Here is a 15,286-nt window from a genome sequence, read left to right as displayed (position 1 = left end):
GATTGCTATATGTTTCTCTACTTCTATTACGCCTTCTTTTCTTTTTCCTTTCTATTTCCTTTTTATTATTTGTGGCTACTATTACTGGTTACGAATGTGCCTCGCGAGTTTTTAAAACAGTAACAAAATACTAGTCACCGTACTGTGACTTTGAGCTAATGCATTGGCTGTTTTGAACTATCATTTTGCCTATTCCGACCTACCATATAGCCTGTCTTGAGAATAGCGCCGTCTTATTCCATCCTACACTGGCAGCATACCTATAACATTTTTGTATATTTATTCACATTATGACCTTGAGTATGCAACTAATCGGCACTGCGATTTCGTTCCATTTCGTGATAAGGTTCATTGTGTTCAAAAAGCTGTACGCATAGAAGGTGTAATTTGACGCTGCAATCCCTAATAAAAAATATTGATCAAATAACGTCGGTTGACGACTTAGTTGCCATCAAGTCGTGTGTGGAAGATAGCTACGCATGGATAAAAGCGTCATTCGATAGTATTCCTGTTAACCAACTTGTCACGGGCCGCGCTCAATTTGTTGACGCCCTTTTGTGTCACTTGTGGCACCTCTACGGTTTAGACAATGAAAGCGAATTAGCATTATGTGCTGTAGGTGGCTATGGACGGGGGCACCTTCAACCTTATTCTGACATCGATTTACTGATAGTGAGCAAACGAAACCTTAAGCCCGCTACCCAAGAAAAAGTCAGTCGCTTCATTACGCTGCTTTGGGATATTAAGCTTGATGTGGGTCAGTCGGTGCGTACCATTAAAGAAACCGTTAGCCTTGCCAAAGATGATATTTCCATTGCTACTAACCTAGTAGAAAGTCGATTGCTTTGCGGCAGCGAATCTATTTTTGAAAAGCTGTGGGATGAAGTAAACGGGCGAAATTCTTGGTCGAGTAAAGCGTTTTTCTCGGCGAAGTACGATGAACAAAAGCGACGTCACGCTAAATTTAACGGTACGGCGTACAACCTAGAGCCTAACATCAAAGAAAACCCAGGCTGTTTAAGGGATATCCAGTCTATTGGTTGGGTGGCAAAAAAACACTTTAAAGAATATGACGGCTGGAACCTAGTAGGGCACGGCTACTTTACCGAGCAAGAACACAGCGAATTAATTACCTGTAGAATGCATTTGTGGAAAATGCGTTGTGCCTTACATTTGGTTGCAGGGCGAAGTGAAAACCGCCTTCTTTTTGATTACCAACCTGATGTTGCCGCCATGCTGGGGTATGGAGAAGAAGGAAAAAGTTCAGTTGAAAAGATGATGCGTGACTTCTTCCGCACCGTTGCCCGAGTTTCTGAATTGAACCAAATGCTTTTGCAACGGTTCAAGTATGACATGCTTAATCAGAGTGTTCAGCGTACCGCGATTATTAACGAAGATTTCGAATTACTCGATAATATGATTTCGCCTCGCCATGAAAATGCTTTTTCTTCGCCAGAAGCCATTTTAGACTTTTTAAATGTGGTCACTAATACCCCTGAAGTTCAAGGTTTAAGCACCACTTGTATTCGCCAAATAAGAAACGCACATCGTGCATTTGAGAATGCTTACTTTGTTGAGCGCCCCGCCTGCCGTGAAAAGCTCATGGTCTTGCTTAAACAACCCGACTTTTTTAATTTTGGTTGGGACATTATGCATCAGTACGGCATTTTACAAGCTTACTTACCTGAGTGGGATGCCATTGTAGGGATGATGCAATTTGATTTGTTTCACGCCTACACAGTGGATGAACATACGCACCGCTTAGTGAAGCACGTGAATTATTTTTTCTCGAAAGAGAACAAAGATTTTCCACGCTGTGGCCGTATCTGTCGCAACCTAGACAAGCCAGAAGTATTGTATATTGCTGCTATATTTCACGATATCGCTAAAGGTCGTAACGGCGACCACTCAACGCTAGGCGCCATTGATGTTGCTAAGTTCTGTGAACAGCATGATGTACCGGCGAACGACGCGGCCATGATAAGCTGGCTAGTGGAAAACCACCTGCTAATGTCGGTAGTGGCGCAGCGCAGAGACATTTACGATCCAGACGTTATCAGTGAATTTGCTGGCGCGGTAAGAAGCCACAACCACTTAAATTTACTTTATACCCTTACCCTTGCAGACATTCGGGCAACCAACGATAATTTGTGGAATGATTGGAAAGCATCTCTGCTTAGAGAACTTTATTTAATGACGCAAAAAGCATTAGATAACGGGTTACAGTGCCAAGTAACATTAAGTGAGCGAGTGACTACTCACAAATATCAAGCGCAACAAATTCTGCATGAACGCAGGATTAGCTCTGAATCCATTGATGGATTATGGGCGCGGTTAGATGATGACTATTTTGTACGATTCAAGCCCACCCAAATTGCATGGCATACCGAAGAAATAGTTAAGGCTCAGGATGATTGGCTAACACCAGATAGCGACCAGCTTCTCGTTAAAGCCAATGACAACAGTGCAAAAGGCGGCACGGAAATTTTTCTTTTCGGTAAAGATAGAAAAGCCTTGTTTGCACAAGTAGCTTCCGTTTTAGACAGTCGTAATTGCTCTATTCACGACGCCCATGTTACCGTAACCCGCGATGGCTATGTGTTTGACAGTATGTTGGTGCTTGAAAATGATGGTTCCAGGCTAACATCCGAGTCCCGTATTCAATCGCTAGAAAAAGCGATTAGCACCCAGCTTGAAAAACCAGGCCGTTCACACGAAAATAAGCGTAAACTACCTCGACAAATGAAACAGCTAGACGTGCCTACTAAAGTACGCTTTTTCGGTGTGAGCGATGAAGCGACACTCGTTGAGTTAGAAGCACTAGACGCGCCCGGCATTTTAGCTAAAATTGGCCATGCTTTTGTTGATACCAATGTCACCTTAAAGCTGGCAAAAATTGCGACTATCGGCGAGCGCGCAGAAGATATATTTATTGTCAGTAATGATGCTGGCAAAGCATTAACCCAAGAACAACAAGTGAGCTTGAAAAAGCGCATTTTGTTTAAACTCGATCAACTTGAAGATATCACGATACCATGAATGAATTGAAAGCCATTATTGAAGACGCCTTCGAAAACCGCGACAACATTAGCCCATCTTCTGCCCCAGCAGAAGTGAAACAAGCCGTTGCCGATGCTATTGCTTTGCTTAATAGCGGTAAAGCGCGTGTAGCTGAAAAAATCGCGGGCGAATGGGTTGTTCATCAGTGGTTAAAGAAAGCCGTTTTGCTTTTCTTCCGCCTCCACAACAACGACGTTATTGAAGGCGCTGAAAGCCGTTACTACGACAAAGTGCCTTTGAAATACAGCAACTATACTGCTGAACAATTTGCTAATGATGGCGCGCGTATTGTGCCTCCTGCTGCAGTCCGCACAGGTACCTTCGTTGGTAAAAATGCGGTTGTTATGCCTTCGTACGTAAACATTGGTGCATTTGTTGATGAAGGCACCATGGTAGATACATGGGCAACGGTTGGTTCTTGTGCACAAATCGGTAAGAACGTTCACTTATCTGGCGGCGTAGGCATTGGTGGTGTTTTAGAGCCACTTCAAGCGAACCCTACTATCATTGAAGATAACTGCTTTATTGGCGCACGCTCTGAAATTGTTGAAGGTGTTATTGTTGAAGAAGGCGCAGTTATTTCAATGGGCGTTTATATTAGCCAAAGCACCCGTATATATGACCGTGAAACCGGCGAAGTACACTATGGCCGCGTACCTGCGGGTTCAGTTGTGGTTTCTGGTAACATGCCAAGCCCAGACGGTAAATACAGCCTATACGCTGCCATTATCGTGAAGAAAGTAGACGCTAAAACCCGTGCTAAAGTAGGTATTAATGCCCTACTACGTGGTGTTGAATAAGTCTGCATTTGCGTATTAAAAGTTTTGCATTAAAAAAGGGCGCTTAGCGCCCTTTTTTGTTTTCGAGATTTGATTCGAAACGCGTTACACGCCTAACTGCGCTTTAATACTGTTTACCCACTCAATAACCATGGCTTCAGGTTCAAGGGTTTCAAGGGCATCCACTTCTAGCATATCGGCTACCGCTTTGCCTTGCAGCTCTAACAACAACTCGTTGAATTGACGACCTGCACCACAAAAGCTTTCCCCATAACTACTGTCACCTAGCGCAGCAACAGCAAAAGGTTTGTCATTTAGCAATGGAAACTCATCTTTCAAATCAGAGAAGACAAACTCCAAGTTTGGTGGAACATCGCCTTGGCCAGTCGTAGAAGTAATCATTAAGATAGCGTCAGCATCGGTAAAGTCACTTACTGAAGGATCGCTCTCAAGCTCGCAATCTACGCCTTGCTCTGCAAGATTTTCTTCAACCTGCTCTGCTACATGTTGCGCATTACCATACACGGTACCTGCAAAAATTTTTAATGTTGCCATTACTTCCTCATCATCTTTTCAAATCGTATGGGTTTCCCGGTTAGGCAGCACACTTTCATGGCCCAAACCTTAAACCTGATATTCTTGCCACGCATTTAACACTCGTTGCATTTCCGAATGCATTCTAACAGACACCGATAGCCACTTTCCGGTTATCGGGTGATAAAAACCCATCTGCGTACAACTTAAGGCCAAATTTTGAAAACTAAAGTGTGTTTGCAAAAATTTGTTCTGTTTTCCGTCCCCGTGGGTGGTATCACCTAATATTGGGTGCCTAATATGCACCATATGGCGCCGCAATTGATGTTTACGGCCTGTGGACGGCAAAAGCTTTACCAACGAATAGCGGGCGGTTTCATATTTACCTACGGCGAAAGGTAGCTCATAGTTCGCTAAACTTTCATATACCGTTGTAGCTTGTTGCGGTGCCTGTTGCGGGCGCTTATGTTTATCGGCAATTTTATCGTAGCGATATTTGAGCGCATAATCGATAAGCCCTGAGTGTTTTACGTAGCCACGCACAATAGCGTGATACTGTTTTTGTACCTGCTTATTCATCAACTGCTGGCCAAGCTGCGCTGCCGTTTTACTGTCGAAGCTAAATAAGAGTACACCAGATGTAGGTCTGTCTAATCGGTGAGCGGGGAATACATGCTTGTTAAGCTGATCCCTTAAGGTCTGCACCGCAAAACGCGTTTCATGCCTATCGATAGGACTTCGGTGTACTAATAAGCCAGGCGGTTTATCGATGGCCACGATATGCTCATCTTGATATAAAATATTGAGTGGTGGGTATGACTGCTCACTCGTACTGCCAGCATTTTCACTTGGGGTTTCACATTGGGTAAATGGAAATTCTTCAGGCATAATTTACTTCTTATTGCGTTCGGTCAGTTTATCAAGTGCAAGCAACTGAACTAGGATAGATTCGGGACAGTCTGGTGCATACATGTGCGCTGCAGGCGAAATTGCCATCTTCCCTGGTAACTGGCCTACTGCTATTAGCTGATGGCATTTAGGCACAAAGACATAGGCCAGCCACTCGAAAAAAGACAAGGTATCAATAGCAAAAGGCGCAGTACTGGCTAATTGCGCTTCGCTAGGTGCTTTGCTCGGCCAACGTTGTGTTTGGCGCAGCGCTGCTTCTAGCGCATTTAAATGATGCTCGAATTCTTCTATCAGCTTCATAGTCATAACAGGGTTAACGGCTTGCCATGTAAATCAGAGCGGCAGTATACCAGAGGCAGCATGCATTCCGCTCGCGCCTTTAAAAGAACAATGCCTTTGCCAGTCGGCGGGTAATATATGCTAAACTTTGCGCCCTAAAATCAGTTTTATGAAGTGAGAACGCCTGAAATGAACGCAAACAGTATTAACTCTATCAGCGAATTTTTATTGCATGCAGGTACAGAATATATTGTTTTTGATATGGGTCGAAGACTCACTGCAATGGACAATCAGGCGTTTTTGGATATTGAGAATGGCTCAACCGTTGCGCCCTTCCCTCGCCAGCAACATGCGTGGTTCGGCATCGTTTTTTGGAATAAGAACAGCTCAAACCAGCACTATATTTGGTTTATTAAATTGCCACTGGACGAGCAAGGGTTGGTTGTTGCAGCTACACGAAACCATTTCCTTCAAATTATCGTTGATGCACTAGGCCAATCAATTTCTGACGAATCAGAAGCGGCCAACACATTGCCAGATAATCCCTATTCCTTTGTGCCTGCGCAGTCATTACTTGCGCAATTTAATGCACTGGTTCGTGCAAGGCTAAACCAGCCTATTAGCGCCAGCGCACAACACGTTATTGCCTATGTAAAAGCGCCTCAGGTGGCTGACTGGCAAAATATTCCCTTACAAGGGATTGCGGATGTAGTTACCCGGCTAGATACCATGGAAAATGGGCAAGAAGTGCAAGACCGCGTGCTCAGTAACTTTTCGCTTTTTGCTGAACCGTTTCAACGGGCTTTTATGGAAATGGCCGAAGTTGCCACCGTATCTGAGCCACTTAACCAATGCATGCTTTCGGTGTTAGACGGCAATGAAATAAGTTTGGCCGCGCTACGTGGTTTATCTTGTGAAACCAAAAACGACACTATCTATACGCAATTAGTTTCGCACTTTGAAGCTAAGAAATTGAATCGCTTAGATATATTAAGTGTTATTGCCGCACGCCATTTTCAACAAATGGACGAGAAATTATTGCTACTATTTTTCGAAGCGGTTGCCGAGGTTGATAGCAAAGAAAACTACAATGGCGAAGTATTCCGCGGCTTCTTCTCAGATCTTGTTCAAGTACCCCAGTTACGTGAATTAGTGCTAGGCATACTAAGAACCCCAGAACGCAGTCACTTACTTGCCAGCGCAATTGGTACTTTGTTCTCGCAAACCAAGGGATAATGAATGACGCTTCTTGAATTAACGTTATGGTTAGGCTTGGGCTTTGTCGCCTTTCAGTTTTGGCGCATACGAAGTATTTCTGAATTTACCGATAGTTACTTGCGCCAGTATTGTAAAAACAATCAACTGCAACTGCTCAGTATCGCCAGAGCCAAAACCCGCATTACCTTCAACTACAGCAAGCCCGATTGGCATAACATTTTTGTGTTTGAGTTTTCAGGCAATGGAGAAGACAGATACAGCGGAGAAGTTGAATTGGTAGGTAAACATATTATTAGAACTACTTTACCACCGCATAGGGTAAATTAAGTTTGTCAGGCTTGTGCCACCCGCTATAAAAATAGTCGTAAACACGATAACGGTGCCGTATAGCAGTGGATGTCTAGTAACGTTAACATCTAGTAAAATTAACGTTTTTAGTGGTAATGCTAAAAATCACGCAAAAAAAAAGGGGTAGCCTCTCTGCTACCCCTTTTCCTGGAATTTTGAGTTTCCCTCTCTGCGTTCCTTTGCGACTAAAATCTTCCCGATTAAAATCCATATACGCCCCTTTCCATCTTCTCTCGCGTGTTCCAGTGCGAGTTACCCATCCTTGCGTAAGTCCCTTTCCATTTATCCTTAACATCCCACCTATCCTACACGTGGGGGCCTCATCCTAAGGCTGTTCCTTGCCAGCAAAAGCTGGTGTTCCTATCCTTTCATCCTTTCTACATCACACATCCTGTGCAACTTGCTCAATCCATAAGCGGTCCGTTCGTTCCTGAGCTGCCTTGCTTTTACGCATCCTGCGCAAACTATCCCTGCTTAAGCCTTCCAAGCTTTCCTTTACGATATATCCTATATCTTTCCTTTTTATGACGATCCTTCGCCAAATCCTTTCTACTTCCTGTTGCGATTCCTTATCGCTTACGCTTTCCTTGCTGGTCCCTTTGATAATTCCATTTGAGCACGTCCGGTGCGCTAATCATCCCTGTGATGCTTCCTGCTTTTCCCTCTCCCCTCACTCCTGTTAAGGGATTCTCTTCCTTAAGTTGTCCAAGGTTGTCCTTAAAATCATCCTGACTCATCGTGTTTCCCTGTGACGCCATTAATAATATCCCTACCAAGAATTCCCGCTAGTCAGAATTACAATAAATTAAGGAGAAAATAAGGAGTTAATATGATCTAAAAATAAAAAAGCCATAAAAATCAATGGCATTAGACTTTAGTCTAGATATAAACCACGAAAAAAAACCCACATTTCCTACACTTTTGTAGGAAATGTCGTACAAAGCTTGTCGTCATTATGACCAATTGCGAATTTTGTGGCGTCTGTCATTCGAAACGAGAATCTCGTTCAAGAGAAGAATTGCACAAATTTACATCAACATGAGAAAGTCATGGCTCACTTTAGTATTGAGCTTAGTTAGTTTGCACGTAAAATTAAGCGCTCATGAAAAGAGGAGCGAAGACTCCTCTTTTGTGGAAAGGCTTAGTCGTTATTTATTGTGGATAAATGCTCAGCTAAACCGGGTATGAAGTCAGCACCATGAATGACTTCTATGCTTGAGTTACTGAAATCATCGCCTATGGGCTCTATCCTGCCTCCCAAACAAGCGCCCAAAAAGGCTTCAGTAACGGCAAAAAATGAAAGGTTATTTTCCGGCTTATTAAAACCATGTCCCTCATCAGGGTAGAGTACATAAGTGACTGGAATATCGCGCTCTTTCATTGCATCTACAATTTGGTCAGATTCTGCTTGTTTCACCCTTGGGTCGTTTGCACCTTGCCCTATAAGCAAGGGTTTGACGATTTTGTCTACATGAGTGATGGGGGAACGTGACTTTAACAGGGCTAAACCTTCTTCAGTGTTAGGATCGCCAATGGCCTGGTAAAATATTTGGCGAAAACTCTCCCAGTAAGGGGGAATAGAATTAAGTAAGGTCTCTAAGTTGGACGGGCCAACAATATCTACTCCGCATTTAAAGGCGTCAGGCGTAAATGTCAGGCCGGTCAATGTGGCATAGCCACCATAACTTCCTCCCATAATAGCCACTTCATCTGTTGTTGTTATACCGCGGGAAACCGCCCAATTTTTTGCATCGATTAAGTCATCATGCATTGCGCCGGCCCATTCTTTATTCCCAGCATTTAAAAAGTCTTTACCGAACCCTGTCGAGCCGCGAAAGTTAACTTGTAAAACGCTATAGCCACGATTGGTTAACCATTGGGGCATAGCACCAAAACCAAATTCATCCCGAGCCCAAGGACCCCCATGGACCAGTAATACCATTGGAGAAGCATGTTCAGCTATACCGTCTTGATTTGGGTCAGAAGTCAAAGGCAACGACAAATAGCTCACTAAGTCTAAGTTGTCCCGAGAAGGGATAACGACGCCGTGCATAGTTGATAATGGAAGAGTGTCGATTTCTGGTTGAGTGATAAATAAATCGTTTAATGTGCCCTCTATGGTGTTAAATACTTTGTAGACGGGTGACTGGTTGCTGTTATCGGTAAATACGGTCCAGAGGGAGTTATCTAATGTTTGTGCCAACACTTGGGAACCACCACTAAGTTGGCTGTTTAATTGACTGATCTTTTTGGTAAACGTATCGTCAATAGCGTACCAGACAGGACGAATGTAATTTAACGCATACGCTAGAGGTCGATGGTCCCGAGGAGAAAATAACACATTAGACACATCTACTTTTTCGTCGCTGGCGTTACTTCAACCGTATCTTGCCCTATTGGGAGATACACAAGAGCTGCGGTATTACGCTCTCGGGTATCGAGCATATATATGCCGCGATTTTCATTATCAAAGCCAAGAATAGTGGTGGTTTGTACATCTGAAAATGGAATACTAAACCACAGGTTCCATTTGTTATTCGATCTGCTAAACACTTGATTTGAGCCATCTGCAGCGGACTTTACCGCAAGGCGTATCGTCAAGTCATTGTCTAGTTCGTAATACCCATAGCCATCATTCTGCTCAAGTAACGTACGCTCACCTGTTGCCACATTTACGCTGTAGATATCATGCCACTTAGGATCGCGATCGTTCATTCCTACTATGACTACACCCGGATGATGTTCGCTTTGTTTCATCTGGGCGGCTTGTACCCCATCATAGGGCGTTAAATCTGCTATCTCGCCACTATCAATATCAATTCGATAGAGATGCCAGTTTTCATCACCATTTTTGTCTTGAGTGAAAAAAATCTGTCGACTGTCTAATGACCAAAAATGAGTGGGAATTCCGCGCCCTGTATCTTGGGTCATCGGCTTGGCGTTAGCGATATCCCCGAGTTCGGCCACCCAAAGATTCATTACGCCTTCGACCGGCGCTCTGAAACTCATTTTATTACCATCTGGGCTAATTCTGCCCTGATAGCGACTTGGGTTTCCAAGCAAAACTTGCCGTGAAATTAGTGAAGGTGAAACTGCTTTGAGTTCAGTTGAGAGTACTTTTGCGCTTTTGGACTGTAATGTCTGATTTGTACAAGCGACTATCGAAATTAGGCCGCTAATAATTATTGCACCGTATAATAGCTTTTTCATGGAGTTCCCTTAAATTTGGTATTTAAAAGTGGCCCAATACCGCTTACAACACTCTTGGTCCTTGTGTATTTGCATTATAAATATAGCTTAAAAATCACCCTACAGAATCAGCTTATTGGTTATCCCTTGCTTGCTTCACATGCAGCTGAAAGAGATCCTCATTTCGAATGATGATTGCCAAGGCGTTTTCAAGCGCACTAAAGCAAAGTATTTTTGTTGCTTTGATTGATCACGGAAAAAGACTTCACTAGAATACTGTATAAATAACCAGTATCTTTTTTAGAAGTGTATGCTTAAATTTATCCCTATCACTGCACAAGCGGGCATCGTAGGCTTCGAATCGCCAGCAGCAGAATATACAGAGCTAGGCCTAAGTCTAGACTCCCTCCTTATCGATAAACCGGCTGCTACTTTCATTGGCTACGCACAAGGCAAGTCGATGATGGACGATGGCATTCACGATGGCGACCTGCTGATTGTCTCAAGGGCTGAAGACATTTCAGACATGTGCATTATTGTGGCGACCTTAAACGGCGAGTTCGTGTGTAAGCGTGTAGACAAACGCCACGGCTGCCTGCGCTCTTCATCCTCATTGTACAAACCCTACTTTTTAAAAGAAGGCGATGAGTTTTCAATAGAGGGGGTGGTAACGCGCTCTATTAGGCTTCACAAAAAGCTTTCCCACCGACTAGGAGGTGAGTAGTGTTTGCGCTGGTAGATGTCACGTCCATGTATGCATCAGTAGAGAAAATCTACAACCCTAACCTGCGAAACAAACCCGTTATGGTTTTGAGCAATAATGATGGCTGTGTGGTCGCGGCCTGCCCTATTGCCAAAAGGTTAGGGTTTAAAAAGTTCGTTCCCTACTTTCAGGTCAAAGAGGAAGCCAAAAAAGCTGGGGTTGTTGTGTGCTCGTCTAACTATGAGTTGTACGCAGACGTGTCTTCAAAAATGTTTTCTGTGATGGCGCAATTCTGTGATGAATTGCACGAATACAGTATTGATGAAGCTTTCATGCGCTTTTCGCCACGCCTAAATGATAGCGAATGGCTGGCCCTTGGCTATGAGATAAGAAAAACCATTTGGCGCGAGGTAAAGCTTCCCGTGGGTGTTGGATTTGGTCCCACTCCAACCCTTGCTAAAGCCGCTAATCACGCTGCAAAAAAGCTAGACGGTTTTCGAGGTTCAGCGGTTATTAATACGCCACAGGAAAAGCAGGCATTATTATCCCGAATGGCAGTAGCAGATGTATGGGGTATTGGTGGGCGTTTGGAAAAACGATTGATGGCCATGGGCATTAATAATGCCTATACACTGTCACAACAATCCCCCGCTAAAATGCGTAAGTATTTCTCTATCGTACTGGAGAACACCGTTAGAGAACTTCAAGGTGAATTACGACTGGCATGGGATGAAATAAGACCTGCAAAAAAAGAAATTTACAGCACCCGTAGTTTTGGAAATAGAGTGACCACACAAGATGAATTAAGAGCAGCGTTAGCAACCCACGCTGAAATAGCCACTAAAAAGCTCCGCGCTCAACACTCCCTCGCTCACAGCGCCACCTTCTTTGCGGCAAATTCGCCTCATGACGATGGCAGGTATGTAAAGCAATCGGCGCTTTCTAACTTTGCTGTGCCTACCAATGATACGCGGCATATTATTCACGCAGCATCTGAAGCGCTCAATAAACTGTTTATTCCAGGAGTGCGGTATTACAAAGTGGGGGTGGGTCTGTTGGACATTCGCGACGAGACAAATCGCCAAGACGATTTGTTTTCGCCCAGTACGGATAACGCAGCATTAATGGCTGTACTTGATAGTACCAATGCAAGGTACGGCAGAAACACGATGCATTTTGGCGCTAGGGGCTTTCAACAAAAATTTGCCATGAAAAGGGACTTTTTAACGAAAAGAGCCACTACACGCTGGGAAGAAATACCAAGAATTAAATGTTGAGATGTCAGATAGCTTGCGTTGCCTACAAGTAACTTAAAACTTTTGAGCAAAATACGCCATGATTTCAGCTTTGGTCATTTCTTTCGTTTTATTAGAAAAGCAATAATAGTGTGGGCGTTGATCGCTGAAGTACTGCATATCCATTTCTAACCCATCTAGTGCTTGAAATATACCGACAGGAATATTGTACTCGCCGGTCTCATTGAGCCTATAAAACAGATGGGAACCACAGTTGCCACAAAAACCGCGAGAAGCCCATTCTGACGACTGATGAATGCTTACGTTATCACCAGCAGAAGTTGTATCTTCGAATTTGACCTGCGTACCGCATTGTAATGCGAACAGCGCCGAACCGCCCCACTGCCTGCAAGACTCACAATGGCAAACAGTGAATTTAGGATTAATGTTCTCTGCAACAACGTTAATAGCCCCACACAGGCAAGTTCCTTGCGCGCTTAGCATCAGCGTACTTCCTTGTTGATAAAACGACGTGAAATTCTAACCTAATTTACTCAATTTTTTGTGACTATTTATGCTGGCTTTCGCCTAAACATTACCTCTCCTTTCACGAGAGATAGACTTAGCTCTCCCACCACATCATAGCTATCGTCATTAAAAAAGGGCTTATGTTTCGCGATAGTAACAAACACGGCCACCCCTTCACTTTTAGCATCTTCTTCCACCACACTGTCGATAGCACCCAATAGTGTATGACCTAGCCCATGGTGCTGATAATCAGGGTGAACGGCAATAAAACTTAACATATGAAAGTTAACCGCAGGGACTAGTGCGCGAACTTTTTCTTCTTTTTCTAGCATTTGCTTTGTGCCAAAAAGGCCAGCGGTAAGTAGCATACGCAAACGCCAATGCCAGTAACGCCCAGAACCAAATGCAGCGTCTGGCGCGGTAAGGCAAGCAACCGCGAGTAGTCGCTCGCCATCGAACAACCCAACAATAGGCTGTTCTGCTACCCAAAAAGCGTTTAACTCTTCTCTGATAGCAGAACGCAACCGGCTCTCATAACCTTCTTTTTCAGCTTGAAATATGTCGGTAAAAAGTGGGTCATCTACGTACGCATTAAATAATATAGAGGCAGCAACCTTCAAATCATCCACGCCAAGGTAAATTGCTTTAATAGCCTCAAGGGAAGACACAAGTGGCTGCAATGCTTCATTAGCATTGGGTTCGTTGGCTATGGGATTATCACCCCCTTGTGTATTCATCACTTTGCTGTCGGTTAGCGTGTCGTTTGTCATGGGTGCTGCCCTCATTAATCTACGAATTTATAGTCACAGAAAGCAAAAAGTGACCAATTAATGGTCACTTTACGGTAAAAACACCCAGATGTTAAATTAATGTTACCATCAATTCATTAGGTGGTAAGCGCTATCACCCCAACCTACTAGGCCACTATCTTTAAATACTATTGGGGTACATTCATCTTTCGTTGTTATACCATCACCCATGGTTCTTTGTGTACGATAAAACAAAACGCGATAGGTACCGTCTTGCTTTTCATAAAGCTCGTTGAAATCAGCCACACCCATTTTTCTTAATACGCTTTCATAGCTCATTCCTGTTTCAAGGTTCGAGATATGTTTGCGGTTATTGTATTCTCGGTCTTCTACATCAGTACCGTAATGGCTATCACTTCCCCCACCTACCGATACCACGCAACCGGTAAGTAAAAATGATGATGCTAATGCGAGTGGTAAGATAATCGATTTCATGTGATTTCCTCTAATTTTTATCGTTTATAGTCTTGTTATATGCAATAGGGTAATCAAGAATGAGACCAACTATTTAAGGCATTGTTTTTAATGAATTTATTTTAAATCAGTGATGATTAAAATCATAAAGCATGGTTTATTACATTAATTAATGGTCAGTTTGACACAAATTATTGGTTAAAAACCCTAGCGAAATCAAGCTGAAATGGATAAGCTGAACGTCTTGTAATTTATTGGCCAACGAAATGTCACTGCAAAATAATAATCTGCAGAAATTAATGATTGTATGTCAGCAAATGGTGCAAAAAGGGACGTCGCCTTCTGTTGCACTACTTAGAGCAAAAGCGCCTTTTAAAGCATCGGTAACAGAGGCTATTGAAGCTATTAAACATTTCAATGCTGCCAATGGTGCATCTGATCCCGCATCTATTAACGGGAAGGACGTAGAAACAATTGTCTCGCTTTCAAAGCGGGTTGCGGTGCTTGAACAGCAAATGACGATGCTACAGCAGCGGCTAGAGGCATCTATCAAGTAAGCCCTTGTTAATAGAGCATAATCTCTTATTACAGCAAAACCACTTAATGGATATATGACGCTGCTCGCCTTCAGTGCCACCTACTTCAGCACCACCTATATTGGCAACGACACGCCGTGTTTATTCTAAACGGCATGACACAGGAACTTATTCAGGTCGTAGCGTGGCGATAAATTCCGGTAGGCTTGGCGAAATAACTTTTTTAGGTGGTCTTCCAACTTGTTCTAGTACCACTTCTCCAGTGCTATTTAACACACTTAAAACAAAATCATCTTCATCGGTTAATGCAAAAAAGAGTGTGGGCTCTTGTTTTAGCCTCTTTTTCATTAACAGGTGACCAATTAAATTTTGTTGAAGCCGCTCAAAGTCTTCTTCATTCCAAACTTGCAATAGCTCGCAAGACCCATGCTCAGCTACTACCGGTAAATTATTACTGAAAAATTGAGTAAAGAACTGACAAAAATCTGCGTCCAGCGTAATGTCCAATGCCTCTTCGACATTTTTAAAACTTAGCGCTGAATGCTGACTATCACTTTGGCGCTTAGGCTCCCACGTTACCAATTCGCCTTCATCTCCCTGCTTTAAGTAGCAAGGTGAGGGCCATTGACTATCATAAGGTATGGTCAGCAGACTACCACTGCCCGAGTAGCGAGAAGTGAATGCACCGATAAGTTGGGTTAATTCGTTACTAATTGTTAAGGCCATTATGGGGTTACACCAATAT

17 protein-coding genes are annotated in these 15,286 nt (G+C 43.4%); 7 read left to right on the top strand and 10 right to left on the bottom strand.

Features of this window, described 5'->3' with window-relative positions; genetic code table 11:
• Positions 1 to 387 precede the first annotated feature (387 nt).
• On the top strand, positions 388 to 3,039 hold the full coding sequence (glnD, locus tag AV939_RS05030) for a [protein-PII] uridylyltransferase (RefSeq protein ID WP_057793432.1): 2,652 nt from the start codon (positions 388 to 390) through the stop codon (positions 3,037 to 3,039).
• On the top strand, positions 3,036 to 3,860 hold the full coding sequence (gene dapD, locus AV939_RS05025) for a 2,3,4,5-tetrahydropyridine-2,6-dicarboxylate N-succinyltransferase (protein WP_013785192.1): 825 nt from the start codon (positions 3,036 to 3,038) through the stop codon (positions 3,858 to 3,860). The genes glnD and dapD overlap by 4 nt, the downstream gene beginning before the upstream one ends.
• Positions 3,861 to 3,944: 84 nt before the next feature.
• On the opposite strand, the gene AV939_RS05020 is transcribed toward dapD, so the two are convergent.
• The 3 genes from AV939_RS05020 to AV939_RS05010 form a co-directional block, all read right to left on the bottom strand.
• A complete protein-coding gene (locus tag AV939_RS05020) occupies positions 3,945 to 4,394 on the bottom strand; it encodes a flavodoxin (protein ID WP_057793434.1) in 450 nt (149 codons plus the stop codon).
• 69 nt (positions 4,395 to 4,463) lie between these two features.
• A complete protein-coding gene (gene truC, locus AV939_RS05015; protein WP_057793436.1) occupies positions 4,464 to 5,261 on the bottom strand; it encodes a tRNA pseudouridine(65) synthase TruC in 798 nt (265 codons plus the stop codon).
• 3 nt (positions 5,262 to 5,264) lie between these two features.
• On the bottom strand, positions 5,265 to 5,588 hold the full coding sequence (locus AV939_RS05010; RefSeq protein ID WP_057793438.1) for a YqcC family protein: 324 nt from the start codon (positions 5,586 to 5,588) through the stop codon (positions 5,265 to 5,267).
• Between the two features lie 162 nt (positions 5,589 to 5,750).
• Here AV939_RS05010 and AV939_RS05005 point away from each other — a divergent pair, with 162 nt between their 5' ends.
• Together AV939_RS05005 and AV939_RS05000 are read left to right on the top strand one after the other, a co-directional pair.
• Positions 5,751 to 6,797, top strand: a complete 1,047-nt coding sequence (locus AV939_RS05005; RefSeq protein ID WP_057793440.1) for a DUF3549 family protein — start codon at positions 5,751 to 5,753, stop codon at positions 6,795 to 6,797.
• Positions 6,798 to 6,800: 3 nt separating this feature from the next.
• The gene (locus AV939_RS05000) at positions 6,801 to 7,106 is read left to right on the top strand and encodes a DUF3301 domain-containing protein (protein ID WP_013785197.1); all 306 of its coding nucleotides are present in this window, start codon (positions 6,801 to 6,803) and stop codon (positions 7,104 to 7,106) included.
• Positions 7,107 to 7,696: 590 nt separating this feature from the next.
• Here AV939_RS05000 and AV939_RS04990 read toward each other — a convergent pair.
• The 3 genes from AV939_RS04990 to AV939_RS20350 all read right to left on the bottom strand — a co-directional run bounded on the left by AV939_RS04990 (position 7,697) and on the right by AV939_RS20350 (position 10,337).
• A complete protein-coding gene (locus AV939_RS04990) occupies positions 7,697 to 7,864 on the bottom strand; it encodes a hypothetical protein (protein ID WP_156454627.1) in 168 nt (55 codons plus the stop codon).
• A 404-nt stretch (positions 7,865 to 8,268) separates the two neighbouring features.
• A complete protein-coding gene (locus tag AV939_RS20355) occupies positions 8,269 to 9,477 on the bottom strand; it encodes an alpha/beta hydrolase family protein (protein ID WP_231751165.1) in 1,209 nt (402 codons plus the stop codon).
• A gap of 2 nt (positions 9,478 to 9,479) precedes the next feature.
• On the bottom strand, positions 9,480 to 10,337 hold the full coding sequence (locus tag AV939_RS20350; RefSeq protein WP_231751164.1) for a TolB family protein: 858 nt from the start codon (positions 10,335 to 10,337) through the stop codon (positions 9,480 to 9,482).
• 289 nt (positions 10,338 to 10,626) lie between these two features.
• Here AV939_RS20350 and AV939_RS04980 point away from each other — a divergent pair, with 289 nt between their 5' ends.
• On the top strand, positions 10,627 to 11,040 hold the full coding sequence (locus AV939_RS04980) for a LexA family protein (RefSeq protein WP_057793447.1): 414 nt from the start codon (positions 10,627 to 10,629) through the stop codon (positions 11,038 to 11,040).
• Positions 11,040 to 12,296 (top strand): Y-family DNA polymerase, encoded by a 1,257-nt coding sequence (locus tag AV939_RS04975; protein ID WP_057793450.1) that lies wholly within the window; start codon positions 11,040 to 11,042, stop codon positions 12,294 to 12,296. Before AV939_RS04980 ends, AV939_RS04975 begins: the two co-directional genes overlap by 1 nt.
• A gap of 33 nt (positions 12,297 to 12,329) precedes the next feature.
• Here AV939_RS04975 and AV939_RS04970 read toward each other — a convergent pair whose 3' ends face one another.
• The 3 genes from AV939_RS04970 to AV939_RS04960 all read right to left on the bottom strand — a co-directional run bounded on the left by AV939_RS04970 (position 12,330) and on the right by AV939_RS04960 (position 14,026).
• Positions 12,330 to 12,758 carry a GFA family protein gene (locus tag AV939_RS04970; protein WP_057793452.1) on the bottom strand — a complete coding sequence of 143 codons (429 nt, stop codon included), beginning with the start codon at positions 12,756 to 12,758 and terminating at the stop codon, positions 12,330 to 12,332.
• A gap of 68 nt (positions 12,759 to 12,826) precedes the next feature.
• Complete coding sequence (locus AV939_RS04965; protein ID WP_231751163.1) at positions 12,827 to 13,552, bottom strand: GNAT family N-acetyltransferase; 726 nt, start codon at positions 13,550 to 13,552, stop codon at positions 12,827 to 12,829.
• A gap of 108 nt (positions 13,553 to 13,660) precedes the next feature.
• Positions 13,661 to 14,026, bottom strand: a complete 366-nt coding sequence (locus AV939_RS04960) for a DUF3192 domain-containing protein (RefSeq protein WP_013785204.1) — start codon at positions 14,024 to 14,026, stop codon at positions 13,661 to 13,663.
• Positions 14,027 to 14,271: 245 nt separating this feature from the next.
• Between AV939_RS04960 and AV939_RS04955 the strand changes: the two genes are divergently transcribed.
• Positions 14,272 to 14,562 (top strand): hypothetical protein, encoded by a 291-nt coding sequence (locus AV939_RS04955; RefSeq protein WP_156454626.1) that lies wholly within the window; start codon positions 14,272 to 14,274, stop codon positions 14,560 to 14,562.
• A 147-nt stretch (positions 14,563 to 14,709) separates the two neighbouring features.
• Here AV939_RS04955 and syd read toward each other — a convergent pair whose 3' ends face one another.
• The gene (gene syd / locus AV939_RS04950; protein WP_061997249.1) at positions 14,710 to 15,267 is read right to left on the bottom strand and encodes a SecY-interacting protein; all 558 of its coding nucleotides are present in this window, start codon (positions 15,265 to 15,267) and stop codon (positions 14,710 to 14,712) included.
• Positions 15,268 to 15,286 lie beyond the last annotated feature (19 nt).

This window comes from Alteromonas sp. Mac1 (genome assembly GCF_001562125.1).
Lineage (GTDB): Bacteria > Pseudomonadota > Gammaproteobacteria > Enterobacterales > Alteromonadaceae > Alteromonas > Alteromonas stellipolaris.
This window is presented reverse-complemented; position numbering and strand designations above follow the sequence as displayed.

Excerpts from the sequence above, each read along its gene's own strand:
- syd (WP_061997249.1), bottom strand. The coding sequence starts at position 15,267 with ATGGCCTTAACAATTAGTAACGAATTAACCCAACTTATCGGTGCATTC.
- AV939_RS05020 (WP_057793434.1), bottom strand. The coding sequence starts at position 4,394 with ATGGCAACATTAAAAATTTTTGCAGGTACCGTGTATGGTAATGCGCAA.
- AV939_RS04980 (WP_057793447.1), top strand. The coding sequence starts at position 10,627 with ATGCTTAAATTTATCCCTATCACTGCACAAGCGGGCATCGTAGGCTTC.
- AV939_RS05005 (WP_057793440.1), top strand. The coding sequence starts at position 5,751 with ATGAACGCAAACAGTATTAACTCTATCAGCGAATTTTTATTGCATGCA.
- truC (WP_057793436.1), bottom strand. The coding sequence starts at position 5,261 with ATGCCTGAAGAATTTCCATTTACCCAATGTGAAACCCCAAGTGAAAAT.
- AV939_RS04965 (WP_231751163.1), bottom strand. The coding sequence starts at position 13,552 with ATGACAAACGACACGCTAACCGACAGCAAAGTGATGAATACACAAGGG.
- AV939_RS05010 (WP_057793438.1), bottom strand. The coding sequence starts at position 5,588 with ATGACTATGAAGCTGATAGAAGAATTCGAGCATCATTTAAATGCGCTA.
- AV939_RS04960 (WP_013785204.1), bottom strand. The coding sequence starts at position 14,026 with ATGAAATCGATTATCTTACCACTCGCATTAGCATCATCATTTTTACTT.
- AV939_RS04990 (WP_156454627.1), bottom strand. The coding sequence starts at position 7,864 with ATGAGTCAGGATGATTTTAAGGACAACCTTGGACAACTTAAGGAAGAG.
- dapD (WP_013785192.1), top strand. The coding sequence starts at position 3,036 with ATGAATGAATTGAAAGCCATTATTGAAGACGCCTTCGAAAACCGCGAC.
- AV939_RS04955 (WP_156454626.1), top strand. The coding sequence starts at position 14,272 with ATGTCACTGCAAAATAATAATCTGCAGAAATTAATGATTGTATGTCAG.
- AV939_RS04970 (WP_057793452.1), bottom strand. The coding sequence starts at position 12,758 with ATGCTAAGCGCGCAAGGAACTTGCCTGTGTGGGGCTATTAACGTTGTT.
- AV939_RS05000 (WP_013785197.1), top strand. The coding sequence starts at position 6,801 with ATGACGCTTCTTGAATTAACGTTATGGTTAGGCTTGGGCTTTGTCGCC.
- AV939_RS20350 (WP_231751164.1), bottom strand. The coding sequence starts at position 10,337 with ATGAAAAAGCTATTATACGGTGCAATAATTATTAGCGGCCTAATTTCG.